General features: G+C 73.7%; 21 protein-coding genes, 1 tRNA gene and 1 riboswitch. Of the genes, 9 read left to right on the top strand and 13 right to left on the bottom strand.

From position 1 onward, the window contains the following. Positions 1-121: 121 nt before the first annotated feature. On the bottom strand, positions 122-1,147 hold the full coding sequence (locus ACFV2S_RS15820) for a LacI family DNA-binding transcriptional regulator (protein ID WP_385558495.1): 1,026 nt from the start codon (positions 1,145-1,147) through the stop codon (positions 122-124). Positions 1,148-1,371: 224 nt separating this feature from the next. On the opposite strand from ACFV2S_RS15820, the gene ACFV2S_RS15815 reads away from it, so the two are divergent. Both ACFV2S_RS15815 and ACFV2S_RS15810 read left to right on the top strand, forming a co-directional pair. After that, positions 1,372-1,443, top strand: a tRNA-Pro gene (locus ACFV2S_RS15815). Between the two features lie 3 nt (positions 1,444-1,446). Next, the gene (locus tag ACFV2S_RS15810; protein WP_385558492.1) at positions 1,447-3,753 is read left to right on the top strand and encodes a hypothetical protein; all 2,307 of its coding nucleotides are present in this window, start codon (positions 1,447-1,449) and stop codon (positions 3,751-3,753) included. 115 nt (positions 3,754-3,868) lie between these two features. Here the strand turns inward: ACFV2S_RS15810 and ACFV2S_RS15805 are convergent, their stop codons facing one another. Beyond that, positions 3,869-4,693: a CbtA family protein gene (locus tag ACFV2S_RS15805; protein ID WP_385558489.1), complete on the bottom strand. Its 825-nt coding sequence runs from the start codon at positions 4,691-4,693 to the stop codon at positions 3,869-3,871. 15 nt (positions 4,694-4,708) lie between these two features. Beyond that, positions 4,709-4,936, bottom strand: a complete 228-nt coding sequence (locus tag ACFV2S_RS15800) for a CbtB-domain containing protein (protein WP_329852665.1) — start codon at positions 4,934-4,936, stop codon at positions 4,709-4,711. A gap of 59 nt (positions 4,937-4,995) precedes the next feature. Next, positions 4,996-5,075: riboswitch (cobalamin riboswitch) on the bottom strand. A gap of 151 nt (positions 5,076-5,226) precedes the next feature. Between ACFV2S_RS15800 and ACFV2S_RS15795 the strand changes: the two genes are divergently transcribed. Continuing rightward, positions 5,227-5,799: a histidine phosphatase family protein gene (locus ACFV2S_RS15795; RefSeq protein ID WP_385558487.1), complete on the top strand. Its 573-nt coding sequence runs from the start codon at positions 5,227-5,229 to the stop codon at positions 5,797-5,799. A gap of 42 nt (positions 5,800-5,841) precedes the next feature. Here the strand turns inward: ACFV2S_RS15795 and ACFV2S_RS15790 are convergent, their stop codons facing one another. From ACFV2S_RS15790 to ACFV2S_RS15775, 4 genes are all read right to left on the bottom strand, one after another. Continuing rightward, positions 5,842-6,936 carry a FecCD family ABC transporter permease gene (locus tag ACFV2S_RS15790; protein WP_385558484.1) on the bottom strand — a complete coding sequence of 365 codons (1,095 nt, stop codon included), beginning with the start codon at positions 6,934-6,936 and terminating at the stop codon, positions 5,842-5,844. Continuing rightward, positions 6,933-7,967: a FecCD family ABC transporter permease gene (locus tag ACFV2S_RS15785; protein WP_385558482.1), complete on the bottom strand. Its 1,035-nt coding sequence runs from the start codon at positions 7,965-7,967 to the stop codon at positions 6,933-6,935. Before ACFV2S_RS15785 ends, ACFV2S_RS15790 begins: the two co-directional genes overlap by 4 nt. A 15-nt stretch (positions 7,968-7,982) precedes the next feature. After that, positions 7,983-9,035, bottom strand: coding sequence for an iron-siderophore ABC transporter substrate-binding protein (locus tag ACFV2S_RS15780; protein ID WP_385558479.1), 1,053 nt, complete (start codon positions 9,033-9,035; stop codon positions 7,983-7,985). 172 nt (positions 9,036-9,207) lie between these two features. Then, a complete protein-coding gene (locus ACFV2S_RS15775; protein ID WP_385558476.1) occupies positions 9,208-9,939 on the bottom strand; it encodes a hypothetical protein in 732 nt (243 codons plus the stop codon). A 397-nt stretch (positions 9,940-10,336) separates the two neighbouring features. Here ACFV2S_RS15775 and ACFV2S_RS15770 point away from each other — a divergent pair, with 397 nt between their 5' ends. After that, a complete protein-coding gene (locus ACFV2S_RS15770) occupies positions 10,337-11,476 on the top strand; it encodes an aminotransferase class V-fold PLP-dependent enzyme (protein ID WP_385558473.1) in 1,140 nt (379 codons plus the stop codon). 31 nt (positions 11,477-11,507) lie between these two features. Here ACFV2S_RS15770 and ACFV2S_RS15765 read toward each other — a convergent pair whose 3' ends face one another. After that, on the bottom strand, positions 11,508-12,149 hold the full coding sequence (locus tag ACFV2S_RS15765) for a beta-glucanase (RefSeq protein WP_383801182.1): 642 nt from the start codon (positions 12,147-12,149) through the stop codon (positions 11,508-11,510). Between the two features lie 223 nt (positions 12,150-12,372). Between ACFV2S_RS15765 and ACFV2S_RS15760 the strand changes: the two genes are divergently transcribed. From ACFV2S_RS15760 to ACFV2S_RS15750, 3 genes are all read left to right on the top strand, one after another. Then, complete coding sequence (locus tag ACFV2S_RS15760) at positions 12,373-13,104, top strand: TetR family transcriptional regulator (protein WP_385558470.1); 732 nt, start codon at positions 12,373-12,375, stop codon at positions 13,102-13,104. A gap of 22 nt (positions 13,105-13,126) precedes the next feature. Continuing rightward, a complete protein-coding gene (locus tag ACFV2S_RS15755) occupies positions 13,127-14,167 on the top strand; it encodes an NAD(P)-dependent alcohol dehydrogenase (protein ID WP_385558467.1) in 1,041 nt (346 codons plus the stop codon). 267 nt (positions 14,168-14,434) lie between these two features. Further along, entirely contained in the window at positions 14,435-14,809 is a 375-nt protein-coding gene (locus tag ACFV2S_RS15750) for a VOC family protein (RefSeq protein ID WP_385558464.1), read from the top strand. A 77-nt stretch (positions 14,810-14,886) separates the two neighbouring features. On the opposite strand, the gene ACFV2S_RS15745 is transcribed toward ACFV2S_RS15750, so the two are convergent. Together ACFV2S_RS15745 and ACFV2S_RS15740 are read right to left on the bottom strand one after the other, a co-directional pair. Beyond that, positions 14,887-16,179 (bottom strand): amidohydrolase family protein, encoded by a 1,293-nt coding sequence (locus ACFV2S_RS15745; RefSeq protein WP_385558461.1) that lies wholly within the window; start codon positions 16,177-16,179, stop codon positions 14,887-14,889. Positions 16,180-16,489: 310 nt separating this feature from the next. Further along, entirely contained in the window at positions 16,490-17,773 is a 1,284-nt protein-coding gene (locus ACFV2S_RS15740) for an amidohydrolase family protein (RefSeq protein ID WP_385558458.1), read from the bottom strand. A 231-nt stretch (positions 17,774-18,004) separates the two neighbouring features. Between ACFV2S_RS15740 and ACFV2S_RS15735 the strand changes: the two genes are divergently transcribed. Together ACFV2S_RS15735 and ACFV2S_RS15730 are read left to right on the top strand one after the other, a co-directional pair. Continuing rightward, positions 18,005-19,015 (top strand): aminoglycoside phosphotransferase family protein, encoded by a 1,011-nt coding sequence (locus ACFV2S_RS15735; protein ID WP_385558455.1) that lies wholly within the window; start codon positions 18,005-18,007, stop codon positions 19,013-19,015. Between the two features lie 150 nt (positions 19,016-19,165). Beyond that, positions 19,166-20,902, top strand: coding sequence for a BCCT family transporter (locus ACFV2S_RS15730; protein WP_385558453.1), 1,737 nt, complete (start codon positions 19,166-19,168; stop codon positions 20,900-20,902). Between the two features lie 15 nt (positions 20,903-20,917). On the opposite strand, the gene ACFV2S_RS15725 is transcribed toward ACFV2S_RS15730, so the two are convergent. The 3 genes from ACFV2S_RS15725 to ACFV2S_RS15715 are packed head-to-tail and all read right to left on the bottom strand — an operon-like array spanning position 20,918 to position 23,477. After that, positions 20,918-21,430, bottom strand: a complete 513-nt coding sequence (locus tag ACFV2S_RS15725) for a DUF6328 family protein (protein WP_385558450.1) — start codon at positions 21,428-21,430, stop codon at positions 20,918-20,920. Then, complete coding sequence (locus tag ACFV2S_RS15720) at positions 21,427-22,701, bottom strand: sugar ABC transporter permease (protein ID WP_385558447.1); 1,275 nt, start codon at positions 22,699-22,701, stop codon at positions 21,427-21,429. Before ACFV2S_RS15720 ends, ACFV2S_RS15725 begins: the two co-directional genes overlap by 4 nt. Beyond that, positions 22,698-23,477 carry an ATP-binding cassette domain-containing protein gene (locus tag ACFV2S_RS15715; protein ID WP_385558444.1) on the bottom strand — a complete coding sequence of 260 codons (780 nt, stop codon included), beginning with the start codon at positions 23,475-23,477 and terminating at the stop codon, positions 22,698-22,700. Before ACFV2S_RS15715 ends, ACFV2S_RS15720 begins: the two co-directional genes overlap by 4 nt. Positions 23,478-23,579: the final 102 nt, after the last annotated feature.

The following is a 23,579-nucleotide window of genomic DNA, read 5'->3' as shown; positions in this document are numbered from 1 at the left end:
ACTATATTTTGGGGCGCGAGCGTAGTCTTGTTATAAGAGACTGATATATTTTTCGTCGGCAGCTTCAGTTGTGTAAAAGAGACAGGCATCGCACCCGGACCCGCCGCCCTTCCGTACGCGCTCAGGCGGAGGCGCGGCGGACCAGTGCGGTCGGGGTGATCACGGACGCCGGCATCCCGGGTCCGGTCCCGTCCAGCAGCCGCATCAGCAGCTTCACCATCAGCCGTCCCATGCCCTCGATGTCCTGGTGCACGGTCGTCAGCGCGGGAACGGTCCTGCCGACCACCGAGGCCATGTCGTCGAAGCCGACGACCGCCACGTCCTCCGGCACCCGCACCCCGCGCTCCCGCAGCGTCCGCAACGCCCCCGCCGCCATCAGGTCGTTGGCGACGAACACCCCGTCCACGTCCGGCCGTCTGCCGAGCAGCTCCGCCATCGCCCGGGCCCCGCTCTCCTCGGTGAAGTCGCCCCGGCACAGCAGCGCGGGATCGGCGTCCAGGAACACGTCACGGTAGCCGTGGATCCGGTCGATCGCGGACGTCTGGTCGGCGGGGCCGGAGATGTGCGCGACGGTCCGCCGTCCGAGCCCCACCAGGTGCCGCACCGCCTCCCGCGCGCCCCCGCGGTTGTCGCAGTCGACGAAGGGCACCTCCGGATCGATGCCGGGGGCGGGCCGCCCGCCGAAGACCACCGGGATCCGGGCCCGCTCGATCACGGTCGGCAGCGCGTCGTCGCTGTGCAGCGAGAACGCCAGGGCGCCGTCGACGTGCCCGCCCCCGAGGTAGCGCGAGATCCGCTCGTGGTCCCCCGGCCCCTCCACCCACAGGAGCACCAACTGGGAGTCGTGGGCGGTCAGCTCACGGCTGATCCCCCGCACCTGCTGCTCGAAGAACGGGTCCGAGAAGATCCGGAACTCGGGCTCCGCGATGATCACGGCCACGGCGCCGTTGCGCCGGGTGACCAGGGTGCGCGCCGCGTGGTTCGGCACGTAACCCAACTCCTCCACGGCCCTGAGCACCTTCTCCACCAGCGGGGCACGCACGCCCGCACCCCCGTTGACGACCCGCGAGGCCGTGGCGCGCGACACCCCGGCACGTGCGGCGACGGCTTCCAGCGTGGGGCGGGACCCCGTGGTCTGCTCGGGCAAGGCGGGCGCTCCTCGGCTGCGTCGGCTGGACGGGGTCTGCGGTGTGCGTGTCCGATGGGTGCTGTGCGGTCCTGCGCGGACCAGGATATCTGTAACCCCCACGCGCTGAGAGCGCTCCCAAGCGGCCGGATCCCGCAGCCGTCCCCCTCCGCACGGGGCCCATGCCCGCGGCGGCGAAACCCCGTTGCCCCGGACCCGCCACCTTGACTACCGTCCGTGCCACACGACGTGTAGCTCAGCAGCAGAGCGCCGGGCTCGGGACCCGGAGGGCGCGGGGGCGGAACCCGCCACGTCGGCTTATGGACGCCCACGCTGACCAGCAGCCGCCGAAGACATCCGGTTCCTACGCCGAGTCCCACCTCGCCAGGGCCTTCGTCACCGCGCTCACCGACGCCGACCCGGCCACCCGGGCCCGCGCCGAAGAACGGGTCCGCGGCTGGCGCCGCGTGCTCGCCGGACTGACCGACGGCACCCTCCGCATCGGCTCGCGCACCCCCGTGGAGGGCCTCCCCGCCTGGGTGACGCCCGAGGTCCTGCGCGGCGGCTTCGCCACGGGAGCCCCGAGTGCGGGCGGCCCCCTCCTGCCGTACGAGGCCGAGGCCGCGCGGAGAGCGGGACTGCCGGAGGACAGGGCCGCGCTCTTCGCCCACTCCCTCACCGAGGAAGGGCTCACGGAGCTGTGGGCGCTGCTGGACACGGCCCGCTACGAGATCGCCGTCCCCGAGGAGGCCGCGCTGCTCACGGCGGCCTGGCTGGTCCGCGCCGGCGAGGCCGACGCCGCCCTCGAACTCGTCGACGAACTGCGCCCGTTCGCGGGACGACTCCGCTTCACCCCGCGGCCCTCGCAGGCCCCGGCACCGGACACCGGCAACGTGCACCGCCGTACCGTCGCGGAAGCGGGCGCGGCGCTGGCACGCCGCCGCCCCAACGGCGCCGTGGAGGCGCAGCGCGAGGCGCTCGCCGTGTGGAGGCCCTTCGCGGACGATCTGCTCCGCCACTGGCTGGAGACGGCCGGCCCCGATCACCGCGTGTTCGGCCGCGAGCCGGACGCCGGGTGGCACGCGCGCGGTGCCGCGCTCCTCGACCGGTACCGGGACCTGGCCCGTGAGCACACGCGGTGCGGGGGACACCGCGACCCCAAGGGCAACGTCGGGATCCTGCGCGGGGCGCTGGAGGAGACCACGGCCGGACGCCCGCTCGACGCGCGCCGGACCGGACTGCTGCGGCACGCCGTCGCCTCCATGGTCCGCAAGCGGGGCCTGCCCGGGTCGGAGCGCCACACCGTACTGCGCGACACCCAGGCGGCCCAGGCCGCGCTGCCGTCGCACCAGGCCCTGGCGCACCTCGTGGCCGAACGCCTCTCCGGCCTCCCGCAGGACGCCGGTGCCGCCGACGTGGCCCCGCTCGTCGCCCCGGTCACCGAGACGGAGCGCCGCGCCACCGGCCTGCCCGCCGGCACGGCCGTACCGCCCGCGATCCGCCGTGTGGTCGAGGGAGCGCGCAGCGCGCCCCTCGCCACGCTCGTCGCACTCGGAGTGGTCCCGTCCGCAGAGGCGATGGCCGAGCTGGTCCCCCAGCTCGTCGCCGCCGAGACCGCGGCGGGGTACGAGGACGGGCCACTGCGCGCGCTCATGGCCGCGAACTACCGGGCGTTCCGCAGGCGCCGCTCGCTGCTGCTGCTCGACCTGGCGCGGCAGGTCCGGCCCGGGGAACTTCCCTGGGTCCGCGCCGTGTCCGCACGGCGCGTCGGGGACGCGCGCTCCGAGGCCTCCGCGCACGCGGCGCTGCGGCAGCTCGGCGAGGTGGCCGTCGACGGCTTCCCGGGCACCCTGCTGCCCAACCCCCTCGTGCGGGAACTGGGGGTGCTCGCCGGCCGGGCGGGCCTGGACGCCCCGCTTGTCGAGGAGCTGGCCGCCGACATCTTCATGGGCACCTTCAGCCCGAAGTTCCAGTCGGCCGCGGCAGTGGCGGCCGAACTCCTCGGCGGCGGATCCCTGTACGAGCGGTACTACGGCATCGACTACGGAGAGGTCCTCGCCCTCGCGGGGAACGCGTCGAGGAGTACGGGCGCCCGGACGGCGCCCGGATTCGCCGCGCTCTGTCACGCGCGGGCGGGCAGGCCCGCCTCGCGGGGCGTGGCGGCCAACGGCACGGTGATCGAGCAGGCGCAGATCCTCACCACGCACAACCTCGCCACCCTCGTCCACCGCGTCGGAGTCGCCCCCGCCTCCGGCTGGGCGGAGCCGGCGCGCCGCTGCTTCGCCACGGTCTGCCGTCTGACGGGCCGCGTGCACCACGAGGCGCGCCCGCTCGCCACGATCAAGGACGCGGCGTACGCCTGGCGGCAGATGCTCTTCCACCTGTCGATGTGCGACGACGAGGCGGCGGCAGGGGTGCTGAAGTGGCTGCCGCAGGAGGCGGCCCGGCACCCCTGCCACGTGGCGGCCCGGCTCGCACCGGCCCTGGCGGGACTGCGGCTCGTGGCGGAAGGGGGCTCGTTCGGCGCCGACGGCGTTGCCGACGGCGGACGGGCCAGGCGCCTGACCGGCTGGGCCACCGCGGGCCACTGGCTGAGCACGGACCCGACGGCGGTCGCCCGGAGGTGACGTGCCCCCGCGCAGCACCGCGCCGGGGCGGGGCACCCCCTGGCGGTGTCCCGGACGCGACGGCGCCCCGCCCACCGTGTGGTGGGCGGGGCGCCGTCGTCGGAACGTCCGCGGGTCAGCCGGCGACGGGGGCCGCGACCCGGCCCTCGGTGTCGGACGCGGCCGTGCGGGCGGCGAGGGTCTTCTGCGCGAGGACGCCGAAGACGATCCCGAACACCGCCCACAGCACCACCTGGATCGCCAGCGAGGCGATCCTGAACTCCCAGAGGAGGGCGGCGGGGAAGCCCGCCGCGACGGCGTCGGTGTTGTCCGGCAGGACGGCGAACGCGATCGCCGTCACAGCCACGAACCCGGCGCCGGCCGCCAGGGTCGCGTTCCAGTTCCCCAGGCGCGGTGCGAGCCGGCGCCCGGCGATCACGGCGCCGATCCCGAGGAGCACACTGAGCAGGATCATCAGGAAGAACAGGGTGGTGCGCTGCCCGATGGTGTCCGGATTGCCGACGGCCGGAGGGGTCGCCGGGTACTTGAGGAACGGCACCAGATAGACGGTGGTGAACGCGGCGGCGGCGGTCAGCGCCGCAGTCGCCCGGGGGCTGAACCGGCCGACGCGGCCCAGCACGAAGGAGAAGGCGAGCGAGGCGATGCCGCCGAGCGCCACGCCGTACACGAGGACGCCGGTGGCGAGGCCGAAGGTCGACTGCGCGGAGCGGCTGATCCCCTCCTCCTCGGCGGGCTCGGCGGCGGCCGCGCCGCCACCGTGCCCGGCGTGCGCCCCGTGGGCGGCCGGGGCCTCCTCGGCGGCCGTGGCCTCCTCGACGGCGATCGCGCCGTTCACGGGCGGCTCACCCACCGCGTAGGCCACGGCGAAGGCGAACAGTCCGGCGATCAGGCCCGCGAGCATGCCGCGGACCAGCAGGGATCTGACAGTTGAGGCGTGCATGGTGCGGTTCGCCTCTCAGTGGCAGGGGAAGCCGAGCAGGTGGCGTCCGTCGTGCACCCACTCGTGCACGTCGGTGCCCGCGAACACGGAGGTGGCGCCCTGCTCGGCACCCACGAAGTACAGCGCGATCAGCGCGAGCAGCCCGACGAAGAAGGCCCAGGGCAGCACCGCCCGCACGGGCAGCGGAGCCGGTACGGCGACGGAAGGGGTGGAAACGGCAGCGGACACGACGGCCTCGGCCATGATGGAACCTCCTGTGGGAACTCGCGTCCCAGACGGTGGTGCAGGACGACGGTCCACGGGTCTGACTCACCGCGACGTCACGCTCGGGGACGCCGCGGCTTACAGTGGCGCGACCGTGCCGGATTCTCACCGGGCTTCCGTCTCGCCGTCGTCACGCTGTTCAAATGTCGCCTGACGGTACCGCGCGCGGGGACCGTCGCCAAGGGCGTGAGGCACGCATCACTGCCGTACGCCCCCGGTGCGGGTCCGCCCGGCCCCCGCCCCTCCGCCGCCCGCCGCAAAGGAACCCGATGACAGTCCGGTTGACGCTGATCTCGCCCGCGACGAGCGAGGCGCTGCGCGAGATCCGGTTCGACGACGACGGCCCCCTGGACCCGGCGGGCGTCGCCCGCGCCGAGGCCCTCGCGCACTCCGTCGGCCCGACCCCGCACGCGTACGCCTCGCCCTCCCGGCGCTGTCGCCGTACGGCGCGGGCCCTGGGCCTGCCGGCGGAGCCCGTGGAGGCGCTCGCGGGATGCGCGATGGGACGGTGGCGGGGACGCACCCTGGAGGCCGTCGCCGCCGCCGAGGAGGCGGAGGTCGCCGCCTGGCTGTCGGACCCCGCGGCGGCCCCGCACGGAGGGGAGTCCCTGCGGGACCTGAGGGTCCGGGTCGGTGCCTGGCTGGACGGCCTCGGGGACGACGCGGGCCGCGTGACCGCGGTCGCCGAACCGGACGTCATCCGCGCCGCGACGGTCCACGCCCTCGCGGCGCCGGACGCCATGGCCTGGCGTCTGGACGTCCGTCCCCTGACCGCCGTCCACCTCACCGGCCGCGCGGGCCGCTGGAACCTGCGCGCGGGGGAGCCGCTCGGACAGCCGTAGGGGGGACCGCACAGCGGTCCCCCCTACGCGTCGCCCCACGGATCAGGCGGCCGGACGCTTCCACTCCCGCAGCAGCAGGTAGCCGAGGTACGCCCCGCCGACGGCCATCGTGTACAGGCCGACCGGCAGGTTGTCGAAGAGCGGCAGCTGCTGGGCCGTCAGGTCGGCGAGGACCAGGAGCAGGGCACCCAGCAGCGTCGACATGACCAGGTGCGGTCCGCCGCCGCGGGTGACCCGTTTGGCGATCTGCGGCGCCGTCAGGGAGACGAAGGCGATCGGCCCCGCGACGCTGACGGCGCCTGCGGACAACACGATCGACAGCGTGACCGCCGCGGTCGCCGTACGGGCCGGGCGGGCGCCCAGACCGGTCGACAGGTCGTCGCCCATCTCACCGATGCTCAGGGGCCGCGCGAGGAGCGCCGCGAGCGGGAGGCAGACGAGCAGTACGAGCCCGATCGTGGTCGCGTCGTCCCAGGAGCGGGCGGCGAGGCTGCCGTTGATGTAGGCGGTCAGCGCGCTGGCCTTGTCCCGCTCGACGGCGTACACCACGTACTGGGTGAGGGCCGTCGCCATCGCGGACACGCCGATGCCGGCCACGACGAGCCGTGCCGGATTGCGGAACCCGGTGCCCGTCGAGAAGTAGACGACCGCCATCGCGAGGACGGCGCCGAGCAGCGCGCCGACGGGCACCGGCACGACGTCCGGGAAGAACAGCGCGGCCGCCGCCGCGCCCGCCCCGGAGCCCGCCCCGAGCCCGATCACGTCGGGGCTGCCGAGCGGGTTGCGGGTGACCGACTGGAACAGGGCGCCGGACAGGCCGAAGGCCGCGCCGGCGCCGATCGCGACGACGAGCCGCGGCCCGCGCAGCCGGTTCAGCACGAAGGCGTTCTTGCCGGTGGCCTCGCCCATGAGCGCCGACGGAAGGTCGGGCAGGTCGATGCCGAGCCGGCCCAGGGAGAGGGTCGCCACGGCCGCCCCGAGGAGCAGCACCAGGGTCACCGCGGCGGCGACCAGGGTGGGGCGCCGCACGGGGACGGCGACCCACGGGCCGATCCGCACGAGGGTCCGGCCCTTGGGCCGGACGGGAGCCGGGGACGCGGTTGCGGCCGACGTGTCGATCCGCTCGGCGGTCTTCATGCCGCTCCCCTCATACGACGGACGGCGAAGAGCAGCGCGGGCGCGCCGACGAAGGCGGTGACGACACCGACCATGAGCTCCTGCGGGCGGAGCAGCACGCGGCCGACGACGTCGGCGAACAGCAGCAGCGTGGGCCCGGCGAGCGAGGTGAAGAGGATCTGCAGGCGGAAGTCGGCGCCCACCAGGGCCCGGACGAGGTGCGGGACGGCGAGCCCGACGAAGGCGATGGGGCCGACGGCGGCCGTCGCGGCGGCGCTCAGCAGCGTCGCGGCGAGGAGACCGGCGCCCTTGACGCGGGCGGGGCTGATGCCGAGGGAAGCGGCCTTGTCGTCGCCCATGGCCATGGCGTTGAGCCCCGGCGCGAGGAGTACGGCGAGGACGAAGCCGACGGCGGCGAACGGCAGGACGGCCCAGAAGGCGTCGAAGCCGCGCCCGCCGAGCGCGCCCACCACCCAGTAGCGGTACGTGTCGAAGACCTGCGGACGGGACAGCGCGACGGCCTGGATGAACGCGGCGAGGACGGCGGAGAGCACCGCGCCCGCGAGCACCAGGCGGACCGGTCCGCCGCCGCCGGCGGCCGTGCCGATGAGGTGGACGATCACACCGGTCGCCAGGGCTCCGGCGAGGGCCCACCAGATGTTCTCGCGCTGTCCGGAGGCGCCGAGGAACGCGGTCGCGGCGACGATCGCGGCGGACGCGCCGGCGTTGATGCCGAGAAGTCCCGGCTCGGCGAGCGGATTGCGGGTGATGCCCTGCATCAGGGTGCCGGCGACCCCGAGGCAGAGGCCCGCGAGCAGCCCGAGGGCGGTGCGCGGATAACGGCTCTCGACGACGGTCCGCAGATAGTCGTCGCCGCCGCCGGTGACGACCTTGAGGACGTCGCCCGCCGACGTCGGCTTGCTGCCGAACATGACACTGGCGAGGACCGCGAGGGCGAGCAGGACCAGGCACAGGGCGGCGGCCGCGATGTGCCGGCCAGGGCCCCGCCGTACGCCGGCGGGGCCCTGGCCGATCCGGGAGAGAGTGGTCACGCTGGGGACCCGCTGCTACTTCCCGGCCTTGGCGACGGCCTTGTCGATCATGGGGAGGTACCGCTCGATGCTGTACGGCACCGTCAGCGGGTTGATCATCGACGAGGCCGTCACGAAGGGCTGGTCGTTGCTGTAGACGAGCGCGCCCTTCTTGACCGCGGGGATGGCCGCGTACAGCGGCTGCGCCTCGATCTCCTTGCGGGACTTGTCGTCCATGTAGAAGGTGAAGGCGATGTCGCTCTTGGAGAGCTTGTTGGCGTTCTCCAGGCCGATGAGGGCGGAGTCGGTGCCCTCGGTCTCCTTGAAGGTGTTCACGACCGGGTCGACCTTGAGGCCCAGCTTGGAGACCATCGCGACGCGCTGCTCCTCGGGCTTGAAGACGCCGAGGGTGCCGGGGCCGGTGTTGTAGATGTACGAGAACGTGACGTTCTTGTAGTTCGGACGCGAGGCGGCGGCGTCGGCGAGCTGCTTGTCGATCTTGGAGGTGAGCTCCTTGGCCTTCTCCGGCTGGCCGAGCGCCTTGGCGACGATCTCGATCTGCTGGTCCCAGTCGGTGCTCCACGCCTTCTCGGGGTAGGCGACGGTCGGCGCGATCTCCTTCAGGAGGTCGTACTGCTTCTGCGTGATGCCCGACCAGGGGGCGAGGATGACGTCGGGCTCGAGCTCGGTGATCGCCTCGATGTCGAGCTCCTCGCCGCCGTCGAACTGCTTGGGCAGCGTGGCGCCGGACTTCTTCACGGCGTCGTGGATCCAGGGCAGGTAGCCGGTCTTGTCGCTGCCCCAGGCGTAGCTCTCGATGCCGACGGGGACGTTGCCGAGGGCGATGGCGGTCTCGGCGGAGCCCTGGCCGAGGGTGACGACGCGCTTCGGCTTCTCCTTGATGACGGCGTCACCGAGGGCGCTCTTGATGGTGACGGGGAACGCCCCCGCCGGAGCCTTGGCCGCCGAGTCCTTCGCGTCGTCCTTTTTGTCGTCCGAGCCGCACCCGGTCACCATGAGGCCGAGCGAGACCGCGGCGGCACCCGCCACGAGGACGCGGCGGCGAAGGGGGGTGAACAGTGCAGGCATGGCGGATCCTTGTCTCCGGGCAGAGGTGTGCTGACGCCCCGCCGGCCGCTTCTCCAGACATGGGGATGTCGAGGCAGCGGCCATCGCGAGGCGCTTGTTAGGTGAGCCTAACCTATTTCCTTGTGGCCCGGAGCGCCAGGGCCCTGACGCCGCTCCTGCTCGTGAGCGGACGTCAGCCCGAGGCCTCCCACGCCGTCGTCAGTCCGTCCAGCCATGCCGGAGGGAGCTCCGCCGAGTCCCACTCCTCGTGCAGATCGCCCGGCGCGGTGGCGAGCCGTTCCAGCACGGCGACGCTCGTGGGGGAGTGGATGAGGGAGTACCGGCCGTGGATGGCGATCGCGCTGCCGGGCCCGTACTCGGCGTACAGCCGCTCCAGACGCGTCCGGTGCTCCGACGTGAACGCGGCGAGCCTGCCCGCGTACCCCGCCCGCTGGCGCGAGCTCATCGTGCGGAGCAGGGCCCGCAGCACCTGCTCGGTGACCTCGGGGTCGAGGTCGGAGGCGTCGGTGAAGGAGAGGTAGAGCGGGGTGACCGCGACGTGGGTGCGCTCCAGCTCCGTCCGCCCGACGGGAGGCCGGTCGTCGGGCGAGGCGGCCGAGGGATCCGCCGCCACGGCGCGCCGCAGCGCCCGCTCGGAGACCGCGCCCAGCGCGTCGGTGACCGACCGGGCCCCGTCGAGCCAGCCGGAGGCGTACGGTTCGCCCTTCCCCTCGGGCGCGCTCCGCCCGGCCGTGCCGACCTCCTCGTACGCGAGGGCCAGCGCGCCCGCCTCGACGAAGCCGATCAGCTCCTCCGCGTCGCCGGACCAGACCCCCGCCCGGGCGAGCAGTTGGAGGAGGGTCCTCTTCGCGTTGAGGACGCTGGCCTCGTCCAGCTGCTGCCGTCCTTCTCCGGCGGTGCTCACAGGGTCCTCCTCGGCGTAGGGACGGCGTCGTGCGGGTCCGCGCGGAACGCTCCGTTCGAGCCTACGCAACACCCGGGCCGCCGAGCGGGCGGCCGGGCCCGTCGCATCGTCATGGGGCCGCCGGGACGGCGGACATGGGGGCACCCGGCGGCCGTCGGTCTCCCGGACTCCACGCGCAGCGGCACCGGCTCCGGGCGCGGGCGTGGTCCGCCCGACCCTCACCCGTGCGACCGGCACCGGCGCCCACGCCCGGGAGACGGACTTCTCCGGCGCCCACACGGCCGTCGCCGTCGACGGGGGTGCGCCGCCCGGCCCGAACCGAGATCATCGACGGCGTGACCCACACCCTCCTCCGCACGCGCCTCGCCCCCGGCCGCACCGTCACCGTCGAGGTCCGATGAGCGCGCCCGCCGTCTTTCCCGGCGGTGCCGGGCTGTTCCGGCTCGCGCCCGGCGTCGCGCACCTCAACCACGGCTCCTTCGGTGCCGTGCCGGTCCCGGTCTCCCGGGCCCGGTGCGACCTCATGGCCGAGGCGGCGGCCGACCCCGACGCCTTCTTCCTCGCCGTTCCCGACCGCGTCGCCGAGGCCCGCGGCCGGGTCGCCGCCCACCTGGGCGCCGACCCCGAGGGCATCGCCTTCGTCACGAACGCCACCGAGGCCGCGGGACTCGCCCTCGACGCCCTGCGCCTGGACGCGGGCGACGAGATCCTGGTCACCGACCACGGCTACGGCACGGTCGTCGCGGCGGCGGCCCGCCGCGCCCGGACGGTCACCGTCGCCCTCGACCCCGCCCTGCCGGACGAGGACGCGGTGTGCGAGGCGGTGCTCGCCGCGCTGACGCCCCGGACCAGGGTGGCGCTCCTCGACCACATCAGCTCACCCACCGCCCGGATCGTCGCGGGCCCCCGGCTGCTCGGCGCACTCCGCGAGCGCGGCGTGACCACCGTCGTGGACGGCGCCCACGCCCCCGGCATGCTCGCCGCACCGCTCGCCGGGAGCCCCGACTTCTGGTTCGGCAACCTGCACAAGTGGGCCTACGCCCCGCCGGGCAGCGCCGTCCTGGCGGTGGCGTCCGGGCACCGGGCCCGGGTGTCCGCGCCCGTGCCGTCCTGGGAGGACGACCGGGGCTTCCCGCGCGCGGTCGAGTACCGGGCCACCGCCGACTACACCGCCTGGCTCGCCGCCCCCGAGGGCCTCGACCTGCTCGCCGGGCTCGACGCCGCCCGCGTCCGCGCCCACAACGCCGACCTCGTACGCCACGGGGCCGAGTCGCTGGCCGGCATCCCCGGTCTGACGCCGCTTCCGCACGCCGAGGGCCTGGCCATGCGTGCGCTGCGCCTGCCCCGGGGCGTCGCCCGCACGCAGCAGGAGGCCGCCGCGCTGCGGGAGGAGATCGCCGCCCGCCTCGGCTTCCGGGTGGCGGTCTGGGCCTGGCCCGAAGGCGGCGGCATCCGGATCTCCGGTCAGATCTACAACCGGGCCGAGGAGTACGAGCGCCTCGCCGCCGCCCTGCGCGGCCTGCTCGCGGACGGCTGACGCGGGGGAGGGCGGGGAGGCGCGGTCCCGGTCAGGCGCGGTAGACGCGCAACTCCGTCACCTCGTACGACATCTCCTTGGCGTCCGGGGCGGGGGCCGGGTGGTATCGGCCCGCGCACACCGACAGGTTCACGATGAGGTGCGCGCGCCAGGAGCGCCCCACTCCGCGGCGGTCGTCGAAGACGCGGGCGCCGTTCACCCACCACACCACGGAGCGCGCGCCGAACTCGACCCGGAGGTCCACCCACGCCCCCGGCCGGATCGCCGGGTCGCGGTAGTAGAGGTACCGGCCCCGCACCCGGTTCGACAGCTCCAGGAGGTCCGGGTTGTCGGGGTGGTACTCGAAGACGTCGATCTCCTGGCCCCCGTCGAGCCAGGTCCAGATCGCCGGCCACGCGCCCGTCTGCACGGGCAGACGCACCCGGGCCTCCAGGACGTCGCCCGTCCGCACCAGGAACCCCTCGTCGCTGCCCTCCGTCGTGAGCAGTCCGGCGTTCCAGAGGCCGTCGGTCCTGCGGGTGGCGCGGAAGGTCCCCGTCCGGCTGTAGGCGGGGTCCGCCACCAGGTAGTCGAGCTTGTTGTCGCCCCGATTCGTCGGTCCGCCGTCGGGATAGGCCCACGAGTGGCCCGCGACCCACTGCCGGGTGGAGGAGAAGTCGGCGTCGAGGACCAGGTTCGGGGGGGTGGACGCGGGACCGCGCCCGCCGGGCCCGTTGCCGCTCCGGCGGAACCGGTCGAAGAAGTCGAAGAGCACGGCACCACTCCTTTCACGCGGACCACCGCCGGTCCGCGGGAGATCCGTCCCACTTTGCACCGAGCGGTGCGGACGAATGGGCACTTGGCGAGAACTCGTCATAAATGTCCCACTGGGACACCAATAGGTGTACGGTGCATGTATGGGTACGGAACGACAACGGCGGGACCCGCGCCGCGGCCCCAGGGGCACACGGACCCGAGCGGCGCTCGGCGAGGCCGCACTGCGGCTCGTGCTGGAACGCGGACCGGCCGCGGTCTCCGTCGAGGACATCACCGGCACGGTCGGCGTCTCCCGCCGCACCTTCAGCCGGTACTTCTCCTCCAAGGAGGAAGCCGTCGTCGACGGCATCCGCGCCGACTGCGCCCGGATCAACGAGGCGCTCGCCGCCCGCCCGGAGACCGAGACCCCGCTCACCGCCTACCGTGCGGCCCTGCGGAGCTGGCTCGCCGACCCGGCCGCGCCCGCCTGGCACCGGCGCGACGGAGTCCGGGAGCTGCTCCGCCTCGCCGAGCACGAGGCACCCCTGCGCGCCGTGCTGCGGCGCGTCCTCCTGGAGGGCGAGGCCGCCTCCGTGCAGCTGGTCGCCCGGCGGCTCGGGACCGACCCGCGGCGCGACCTGCGCCCGGCCGTCGCCGTGGGGAGCGGTGCGGCGGCGCTGATGGCCGCCGCCCGCGCCTGGACGCTCCCCGACGCCCGGGAGGCGTTCCCCGCCCTGGTGGAGGAGGCCTTCGCCCTGCTCGCCGCGGAACCGCCCCCGACCCCGGCGGACGCTCCCGCGCGACCGCCCGCGCACGCCGTGCCCGGGGCGCGTCCCGCCGCGCCCGGCACCACCGCCCGCCACCTCGCCGACGGCGCCCCCGCCGCCCGCTGAACCACCGGAAAGGACCAACGTCATGAAGGCACTCCAGTACCGCGCCGTGGGCGCCCCTCCCGAGGTCGTCACCGTCCCCGACCCCGAACCCGGCCCGGGGCAGGTGCTCCTGGAGGTCACCGCCGCCGGTGTCTGCCACTCCGACATCGCCGTCATGTCCTGGACCGCCGAACAGCTGCCGTTCCCGCTGCCCCTGACCCTCGGTCACGAGGGCGTCGGCACCGTCGCCGCGCTCGGCCCCGGCGCCGAGGGGTTCGCCGTCGGGGACGCCGTCGCCGTGTACGGCCCCTGGGGCTGCGGCGCCTGCTCCATGTGCGCCCAGGGCAAGGAGAACTACTGCCTGCGCGCCGCCGAGCTCGGCATCAGGCCGCCCGGACTCGGCGCGCCCGGAGCCATCGCCGAGTACATGATCGTCGACAGTCCGCGCCACCTGGTGCCGCTGGGCGGTCTCGACCCCGTACGGGCCGTACCGCTCACGGACGCCGGCCTCACCCCGTACCACGCCGTCAAGCGCTCCCTGCCGAAGCTCGTCCCCGGCAGCACCGCCGTCGTCATCGGCACGGGCGGGCTCGGCCACGTCGCCATCCAGCTGCTGCGTGCCATGACCGCGGCCCGGGTCGTCGCCCTGGACGTCACCGAGGAGAAGCTCGCCCTCGCGCGGACCGTCGGCGCCCACGACACGGTCCTGTCCGACGCCGCGGCGGCCGCCACCGTCCGCGAACTGACCGGCGGCCGCGGCGCCGAGGTCGTGCTCGACTTCGTGGGCGCGCAGCCCACCGTGACGGCCGCCGGAGCGATGGCCGCGGTGGAGGGCGACGTCACCATCGTCGGTCTCGGCGGCGGCACCCTGCCCGTGGGCTTCGGCGCCCTGCCGTACGAGGTCTCCGTCGCCTCCCCGTACTGGGGCACCCGCGCCGAGCTGATCGAGGTGCTCGACCTCGCCCGCACCGGAGCCGTCGACGTCCACGTCGAGACCTACGGTCTGGACGAGGCACCCGAGGCGTACGAACGGCTGCACGAGGGACGGATCAACGGCCGGGCGGTCATCCTCCCGAACGGCTGAACCGCCCGCGCTCGTGCCCTGTCGATCCCGTGACCCCGGTCCCCGGGGGCACGGGACGGACCTTGCCGGGGCACGGCTGATCAAGTAGCGTCGACGCTCATGAACACCGGACCGGCGACACGCCACACACAGACGGGCCATCCGGTGGACGACTGATCGCCCGACGGGTGCGCGACAGGCACCCCGACGGTTCGGCACGCGGACCTCCCCAGTGCGCAAGCACTGTGCGTCCCTCACCCGTGCCGAATCGACAGCGAGGTCATCCACATGGCAGTCACGTTCAACCACACCATCATCGCCTCGAAGGACCGCGACGAGTCCGCGCGCTTCTTCCGCGAGTTGCTGGAGATCCCCGAGGCGCCGTCCTGGGGTCCCTTCCTCAACATCCAGCTCACCGACGGCGTCCTGCTCCAGTTCGCCGAGCCCCCGGTGGACATCCAGATGCAGCACTACGCCTTTCTGGTCGACGACGAGCTCTTCGACCGGGCCTACCGGCGCCTGTGCGACGGAGGCGTCGAGCACTGGGCCGATCCGCAGATGCGGCGCCCCGGTGAGACCAACACCGAACACGGCGGCCGCGGCGTCTACTTCAAGGACCCGTCCGGCCACGCGATCGAGCTGATCACACGGCCGTACCTGTAGTCCGGCCCGTCTGACGCGTGTGCCTCCGACGACGCCGGGTCGGAGGCACACGCGGTGCTCGCGGTCCCGCGGCCGCGTCAGGCGAGGAACTCCCCGTCCCGGGCCACGACCACGCCGCCGTGGACGACCATGTCACGGCGCGGCATGTCGACGACGACCTGCGGCAGGCACTCGCCCCGCACCAGGACGAAGTCGGCCGGTGCGCCGGCCCGGAAGTCGGCGTGCGGGATGCCCATGACGTCCGCGCCGCCGTGGGTCGCGACCCGGTAGCACTCGTTCAGTTCGTCGTCGAGACGCACGTCCGTGACCCATCCCAGGATGTGCGCGCGGTGCATCATGTCGGCGTCCCCGAACGGGCTCCAGGAGTCGCGCACACCGTCGGAGCCGAGACCGACCCGAACGCCGTGCTCGCGCAGCCGGGCGATCGGAAGCACCAGGGAGTCCGACGGGGCGACGGTGGTGAGCGCGATGTCCTGCTCGCCCAAGTCGGTCGCGACGGATCCGAGTTCGCGGTCCGTCAGTCCCGGCAGGCAGAAGACATGGCTGACGGTCACCTTGCCGGCGAGCGAGAGCGCGCGGGTGCGCTCGACGATCCCGCGCATCGCCCGCATGCCCTTCTCGCCGCGGTCGTGGAGGTGGATGTCCACGCCGACGCCGTGCCGGTCCGCGATGCCGAAGACGACGTCGAGCTGCTCGTCGAGGGCCCCGTCGAAGCCGATCGGGTCGATGCCGCCGATCATGTCGATGAGGCCCTGGCGGGCCGCCCTCTCCAGGAGGGCGGCCGTGCCGGGGGTACGGATGACGCCGTGCTGCGGGAACGCCACGATCTGGACGTCGAGGGCGTGCCGCAGGCGCTCACGTGCCTCCGCCAGGCCCTCGACGCCGGCCAGGCCGTACGCCGGGGCCACGTCGGCGTGGGCGCGCATGCCGCGGGTGCCGCGGGCCACGGCGTGGCTCATCAGGCCGTACGCCCGCTCGGCGACGGGCCGCCGCTGGGCGCGGAACAGCTCCACGTCCTGCGCGACGTAGTCGGCGATGGCGGAGGCGGGGCGCCGGCTCACCCAGGATCCGCCCCAGGTGGTCTTGTCGGGGTGGATGTGCGCGTCGACGAGGGACGGGAGGGCGATGCGGCCGCCGCCGTCGACGGCCTTCGCGCCGTGCGGGGCCGGGCCGTCGGAGATCCGGCCGTCGACGACGACGAGGTCCGTGGCCCTCGCCGCGCCGTACGGACGGACGTTGCGGAACACGACGGTCTTCGAACGGTGGCCCCGTTCGGCCGCGGTGGCGGGGGTTGCGGTTGCCGTCGCTCCGGCGAGGGCGGCGGCACCGGCTCCGGCGAGCACGGTACGACGGGAGAGGGACGAGTGCACGGGGGCTCCTTGGGGGAGTTGTGGGCAGGCGTTCCGCAAGGGGCGGAACGGGTGGGCACAACGGAACGGCGCCCTTGCCGGCGCGGGAGGCTGTAGTGGGGGGGGGGGGGCCGCGCCCGGCGCCCCCGGGGGGGGGCGGGGGCGGGGGCCGCGCCCCGGCGCGGGCGCCGTCCCGTGTGCCCCCCCGTCCCTCCCCCAAGGACTTCGTCCAGGGGGGACCCCCAAGCGGGACGATTGCCCACACGGGCAGCGGGCGAAGGCGCCCACATGGGGCGCGGGCGGGAGGCGCGCACGTGTCGCGCGGCGGGGGTCAGACCGGTACGCCCGCCCGTACCACCCGCGTCGGCTGCTTCAGGACCGTCACGTCGGACAGCGGGTCACCGGGCACGAGGATCGCGTCGCCCGCGTAGCCCCGGGCCAGGCGGCCCACCGTGCGTTCCGTGCCGAGGAGGCGGGCCGCGCCGGTGGTGGCCGTGCGGAGGGCGTCGAGCGCCGAAAGGCCCGCCTCCCGCATGAGTTCGACCTCGCGGCCGATGGGGCGCACGGTGCCGCCGGACGAGTCGGTGCCCGCGGCGAGGGGGACGCCGAGCTCGTGCGCGGCGAGGACGGCCCGCTTCAGGACGGGCAGGTACGCGCGCCCGCGTTCGGCGAGGACCGGATGCGTGGAGTCGGCCAGGCCGGCGATGGCGGTGAGGGTGGGCGTGAAGTACGTGCCCCGGCGCCGCATCTCGCGCAGGGTCCGTTCGCCGACGAACACGCCGTGCTCCAGGGAGCGGATCCCGGCGGTGACCGCGTCGTGGCAGCCCTGCTCGCTGTAGCTGTGGCAGAGGACGCCCCTGCCGCGCCGCCGCGCCGCGGCGACGACCTCGGCGAGCTGCTCGTACGCGTACACCTGGGCCAGCGGGTCCTGCTCCGGCAGCCCCGCGCGTTCGTTGACGCGGGTCTTGATGACGTCCGCGCCGCGGGCGAGGTTCACCTCGACGACGCGGCGCAGCGCCTCGGCCGAGCGCACGCCGTCCTTCAGGCGCGCGAGCGGGGTGAGGTCGGGGTCGGCGAGGACGGTGTCGCCGAGGTCCGGGGTGACGAAGGCGCCCGCGGCGGTGAGGCGGGGGGCGAGTGCCGGGCTGTGCCGGGCGAGTTCGCGGACCGCGATGTCCTGGTAGAAGGTGGTCGATCCGCTGCGGGCGCTGGTCGCGCCCCGGTGCAGGGCGTCGCGGGCCTCGGCGGCGGTGCTGAGGTGGATGTGCGCGTCCACGAGCCCGGGCAGGACCCACTGGCCGTGGGCGTCGAGGACCTCGGTGCCCGGCGGCACGGCGACGGTGCCCTCGCGGCCCGCCGCGCGCACGGTTCCGCCCCTGATCACGACGACGGCGTTCTCGGTGACCTCGCCGGTGGCCGGGTCGAGGAGGGTGCCGCCCCGGATCACGAGGTCGCCTCCGGCCGGCGTCGCGCCGCCCGCTGCCGGGTCCGTCGAGGAGGAGGCCGCGGCCGCCGTGCCGGACACGGCCACGGTGCCGGCGAGCGCGGCGGCCCCGGCGAGGACGCCGCGACGGGTCACCGAGGGCGGGGGCGGCGGGATGGCTTCGAGGCACATGGGAGCTCCTTGGGGGAGTGGGCCGGTGACTCCGCATTTTGTATACCAAGTGGCGAGGGGTGGACAAGGGTGGAGATCCCGATGGTGCAACTGCCTGCACGTGCGCTTCCGGGAGAGGGTTTGCTGGGGAGGTATTTTGGTATACGAATATTCTCGACGTCGTTCCGCTTCTCTCCTCGGCCCTGTCGATATTCGCGTGCGTCCGGCCCGCCCCGGTGGTGCAATCGCCCGATGGCACACGCACGATGCACGACGACGGTCGACCGCGGGCGGTTCACGGACGCGGTCACTCCCTGGGAGGAGGAGGACTGGCGGGCGGCCGCCCTCGGCTGGTCCGAGCGGGGGCTGGCCCGCCACGGTCTGGAGGAGACCGGACCCCGTGAGGTGAGGGTCCGGCCCTGGTCGGTCCTGATCCGCTTCCGGATCGGCGGCGGAGCGCGCGACGCCGTCTGGTTCAAGGCGAGCGCGCCCGGCGCCGCCTTCGAGGCCGCCCTCGGGGACGCGCTCGCCGCCTGGGTGCCCGAGCACGTCGTGACGCCGCTCGCGGTCGACGGGGAGCGCGGCTGGTCGCTGCTCCCCGACGGTGGGCCCCTCTTCCGGCACGTCCTCGACAGCGGAGGTGCCGGGCCGGATTCCTGGGCGCGGGCGCTCGGACAGTACGCGCGGATGCAGCGGGCCCTGACCCCGTACACGGACCGGATGGCCGATCTCGGCGTGCCCGGCGGCCGGACCGCCCAGCTGCCGGACCTCTTCGACGCCCTCGTCGAGGGAAACGCCACCCTGGGCCCGGAGGCCCGCCGTGCCCTCCGGGAGCAGCGCCCCCGGCTCCTCGACTGGTGCGCCGAGCTCGACGCGTACGGCATCCCGGACTCGCTCGACCACTGCGACCTGCACGACGCGCAGCTCCTCGCCCCCGCCGCGGACCGTTTCACCTTCTTCGACTGGGGCGACGCCAACGTCGCCCACCCCTTCGCGAGCCTGCTGGTCCCCGCCCAGGCCGTCCGGGAGCGTCACGGTCCCGAGCACGTGCACCCGCTGCGCGAGGCCTATCTGGAACCCTGGAGCGACCTGGGGCCCTCCCTCCCCGAGTTGCGCCGCGCGGCGGAGCTCGCCACCCGGCTCGCCGCGCTCGGCCGGGCGGTCTCCTGGTTCCGTCTCTTCCCGGGGACGCCGACCACGGGCTGCGCGGAGGCCAGTGCCCACTGGGTGAAGGAACTCTTCGCCGGATCCGCCGTGTTCTGAGCCGGACGGGCACCGGCCGGGCCCGGGGCGTGCGCGCGGTCCCGGCGGGGCGCGCACGGCCGTCGTTCCGCGGAGTTCGGCCGCACCTGTGGTACTGCCTTACGGAGAGATCGCGTCGTCTGTCCCGTAATGCTCCGAAAGGTTCCGCCGGTGTCGCAGGAAGATCAAGGGCCGGAAGGCCGTCGAGCGGGTCCCGAACGGGCCGGCCGGGAAGCGCTGCCGGTGACGGCCGATCTGCCCGGCCCGCCGGAGCACCATGACCGTGCCCGCACCGACCGGATCGTGTTCGGTGTGACGGCCGTCCTCACCGTGGCCTTCGTCGTCTGGGGAGCCACGGCCACCGACAGCCTGGAGGACGCCTCCAGCACGCTCCTCGACGGGCTGATCCGCGACGGCGGCTGGGCGTTCATGCTGGCCGCCTCCGGCTTCGTCGTCTTCGCGCTGTGGCTGGCCGTCAGCCGTTACGGCCGGATCACCCTCGGCCAGGAGAGCGAGGGCCCCGAGTTCCGTACGGTGTCGTGGATCGCCATGATGTTCAGCGCCGGCATGGGCATCGGCCTGATGTTCTACGGCGTGAGCGAGCCGCTCGCCCACTACGGCACCCCGCCGCCCGGCACCCGTCCCGCCGACTCGGCCGAGCGGATGCAGACCGCCATGGCCACCACGCTCTTCCACTGGACGCTCCACCCATGGGCGATCTACGCCGTCGTCGGGCTCGCCATCGCGTACTCGACGTTCCGGTGCCGCCGCCGGCAGACCATCAGCGCCGTGTTCGTCCCGCTGATGGGCGAGAAGCGGGCGTACGGAGGGCCCGGCCGCGTCATCGACATCCTGGCCATCTTCGCCACCCTCTTCGGCTCCGCCGCCTCGCTCGGCCTCGGCGCGCTCCAGATCGGCAGCGGATTCGAGGAGCTGGGCTGGATGGAGAAGACCGGCACCGGGCTGCTCGTCGCCATCATCGCGGTCCTCACCGTGGCCTTCGTGCTGTCGGCCGTCTCCGGGGTGGAGAAGGGGATCCAGTGGCTCTCCAACATCAACATGGTGCTCGCCGCGGTGCTCGCCGTCTTCGTCTTCGTCGCCGGCCCGACCATCATCGTGCTCGACCTGCTGCCCACCTCCCTCGCCGCCTACTTCGGCGACCTGCCGCAGCTGGCCGGGCGCACCGAGGCGACCAGCGGCGACGACATCCACCACTGGCTGGGCTCCTGGACCGTCTTCTACTGGGCGTGGTGGATCTCCTGGACGCCCTTCGTCGGCATGTTCATCGCGCGCATCAGCCGCGGCCGGACCATCCGGCAGTTCGTCGGCGGGGTCATCCTGGTCCCGAGCACCGTCAGCCTCGTCTGGTTCGCCGTCTTCGGCGGGACGGCGATGAAGCTCAGCGAGCAGGGCGAACTGGCCGCGGAGACCACGCCCGAGGGCCAGCTCTTCGGCGTGCTCAAGGAGTTCCCGGTCTCCGGGGCCATGAGTCTGCTGGTGATGGTCCTCGTCGGCATCTTCTTCGTCTCGGGCGCGGACGCCGCCTCCATCGTGATGGGCACGCTCTCGCAGCGCGGCGCCTTCGAACCCACCCGGCTCGTGGTCGTCTTCTGGGGCGTGGTGACCGGCGCCGTGGCCGCGATCATGCTGCTCATCGGCGACGGTCAGGGAGACGCGCTCGCCGGCCTGCAGAACCTCACCATCCTGGTGGCGGCCCCGTTCGTGCTCGTGATGATCGGGATGTGCGTGGCGCTCATGCGGGACCTGCGCAAGGACCCGCTCATCGTCCGGGGCGAGTTGGGGGAGGAGGCCGTCGAACTCGCGGTGATCGCGGGCCACGAGAAGTACGACGGGGACTTCGAGCTGAGGATCGGCCCCGGATCCTCGGAGCCGGACGGCCGCCCCTGACGCGGTCCGCCGGCGTCACTCGTCGCTGGTGTAGCGGGCCCGGGCCCACAGGGGCAGGGCGAACCAGCAGCCCAGGTACCAGGCGAGGACGCCGGCGACGAGCCAGGGCACGTACGCGTCGTGGGTGACCACCCGCAGGACGAGGAAGAGGGCCGACGTCAGGGTCGCGAGGAGCAGGAGGAGCCCGGTGAAGACGAGGCGCGAGGCCCAGACGACCGCCCGCTGCTTCAGCCGTCGGCCCGACACGATCCGGTGGAAGGCGACGGGGCCGATGAGCGCGCCCGTGGCCAGTGACCCGAGGACGACCGTGACGATGTAGATCGTCTTGTCGGTCTGGGCGAGCCCCTGGAAGTGCGGCGTGAACGCCACCGTGAGGAGGAAGCCCAGGAGGATCTGCACCCCGGTCTGTGCCACCCGGACCTCCTGCATGACCTCGTTCCAGCGCCGGTCGGCCCGCTCCTCCTCGGTCTCGTCACGGCCGTGCAGCAGCCTGCCCGGCTGCTTCGGGTCCGAGCGGTCCGGCGTCACGCGCGGCCCGCGGCCTTCTGGCTCCGGCGGGAGAGCGAGTCGACGACCACGGCGGCCAGCAGGACCGATCCGGTGATCATGAACTGGACGGCGTTGCTGACGCCCATGATGTTCATGCCCGACTGGATGGACCCGATCACCAGCGCCCCGAGGAGCGCGGACCAGACCGAACCCCGCCCGCCGAACAGGCTCGTGCCGCCGATGACGGCCGCGGCGATGACGTTCATCAGCAGGTTGCCGCTGCCGGACGTCTGGCTCGCGGACTGGATCTGACCGGCCAGGAAGAGGCCGCCGACGGCCGCCATCGTCCCCGCGATCGAGAAGACGCTCATCCGGACGAACGGCACGCTGATGCCGGCCCGGCGCGCGCCCTCGATGTTGCCGCCGACGGCGAAGATCCGCCGCCCGTACGTCGTGCGGCGCAGCACGAAGTCCAGGACCACCAGCAGGATCAGGAAGATGAGGAGCGCGAGCGGCAGCCCCTGGTACTGGTTGAGGATGTACGCCGTGACGAACGCGATCGTGGCGATCACGACCGTACGGAGCACGATCTCGGAGATCGGACGGAACGGCACCCGGGCGGCCCTGCGGCGCCCTGCGTCCAGGAGCGAGGCGGCCAGGAAGAGCCCGACGCCCACGGCGGCGGCCACGTAGGCCGCGGCGGGGCTGTGGTAGATCGTCGAGTAGAGCTTGGAGACGATGCTCTCGCTCGGGATGTTGACCGTGCCGGTGGACCCCAGGATCTGGAGCATCAGACCGTTCCAGGCGAGGTTGCCCGCGAGGGTGACCACGAACGCCGGCACGCCGACCTTCGCGAAGAAGAAGCCCTGGATGAGCCCGACGGCCGCTCCGCCCGCGAGGGCGACGAGCAGCGCCAGCCACTGGTTCATGCCGTTCAGGACGTTGAGCACGGCGAAGATGGCGGCGCACAGGCCGCTCACGGAGCCGACGGACAGGTCGATCTCGCCCAGCAGCAGGACGAAGACGATGCCGACGGCGATCATGCCGGTGCCGACGATCTGCTGGCTGAGGTCGGACAGGTTCTGGGCCGAGAGGAACGTGCTGTTGAGGCTGCCGAAGACGGTCCAGATGATGATCACGGCGATCACGACGGGCAGCGAACCCAGCTCGCCGCTGCGCACCTTGCGGCGGAACTCCCCGAGGTATCCCTTCAGGCCCTCCTCGCGGACGAGCAGCCGGGTGTCCACCGCGGGCATCGCGTCGGGCGCCGGTTCCTGGGCGGAGCCTCCGGGGGCGCGGTCGCGTCTCATCGCTCCTCCTCCCGCTTGCGGGCCTGGCGGCGGGTGACGGCGCTGTCGCTGGCGCCGGTGATCGCGGAGATGATCTCCTCGGTGGTGGTGGAGCGCTTGTCGAAGAAGCCGTTGTTCCGGCCGAGGCGCATCACGGCGATCCGGTCGGCGACCGCCATCACGTCCACCATGTTGTGGCTGATCAGGATGGTGCCGAGCTGTTGCTCGCGGAGCCGCTCCACCAGGTCGAGGACCTCGGCGGTCTGCTCCACGCCCAGGGCCGCGGTCGGCTCGTCCAGGATGACGACCTTCGGGTCGCCGATCAGGGAGCGGGCGATCGCGACGGTCTGCCGCTGGCCGCCGGAGAGGGAGGCGACCGGGATCCGGACACTGGGGATCCGGATGGAGAGGGTGTCGAGGAGCTCGCGCGCGCGCTGCTCCATCCGGACCTCGTCCAGGACGCCGAAGCGACGCAGTTCGCGGCCGAGGAAGAGGTTGCCGACCACGTCGAGGTTGTCGCACAGGGCGAGGTCCTGGTAGACGGTGGCGATGCCGAGGTTCTGGGCGTCGTGCGGCCGGTTCACGGTGACCGCCCGGCCCTCCCACTCGATGACGCCCTCGTCGGGCGGGTTGACCCCGGCGATCGACTTGACGGCGGTGGACTTGCCGGCGCCGTTGTCGCCGACCAGGGCGACGACCTCGCCGGCGTGGACCTCCAGGTCGAAGTCCTTCAACGCCTGCACCGCGCCGAACCGTTTGGAGATCCCCCGCAGGGTGAGCACGGGTGGCTCCGGCAACGGAACCGCCTCCTCCGCTCGCGCGAACCGTTCCGGACCGGACCGGCCGGGCCAGGCTGTTCGAGCCGGGCCCGGGACCGGCCGTCCGGGGCGGGTGGACAG

The sequence above is a fragment of the Streptomyces sp. NPDC059695 genome (assembly GCF_042733785.1).
In the GTDB taxonomy this organism is placed as follows: Bacteria; Actinomycetota; Actinomycetes; order Streptomycetales; family Streptomycetaceae; genus Streptomyces.
This window is presented reverse-complemented; position numbering and strand designations above follow the sequence as displayed.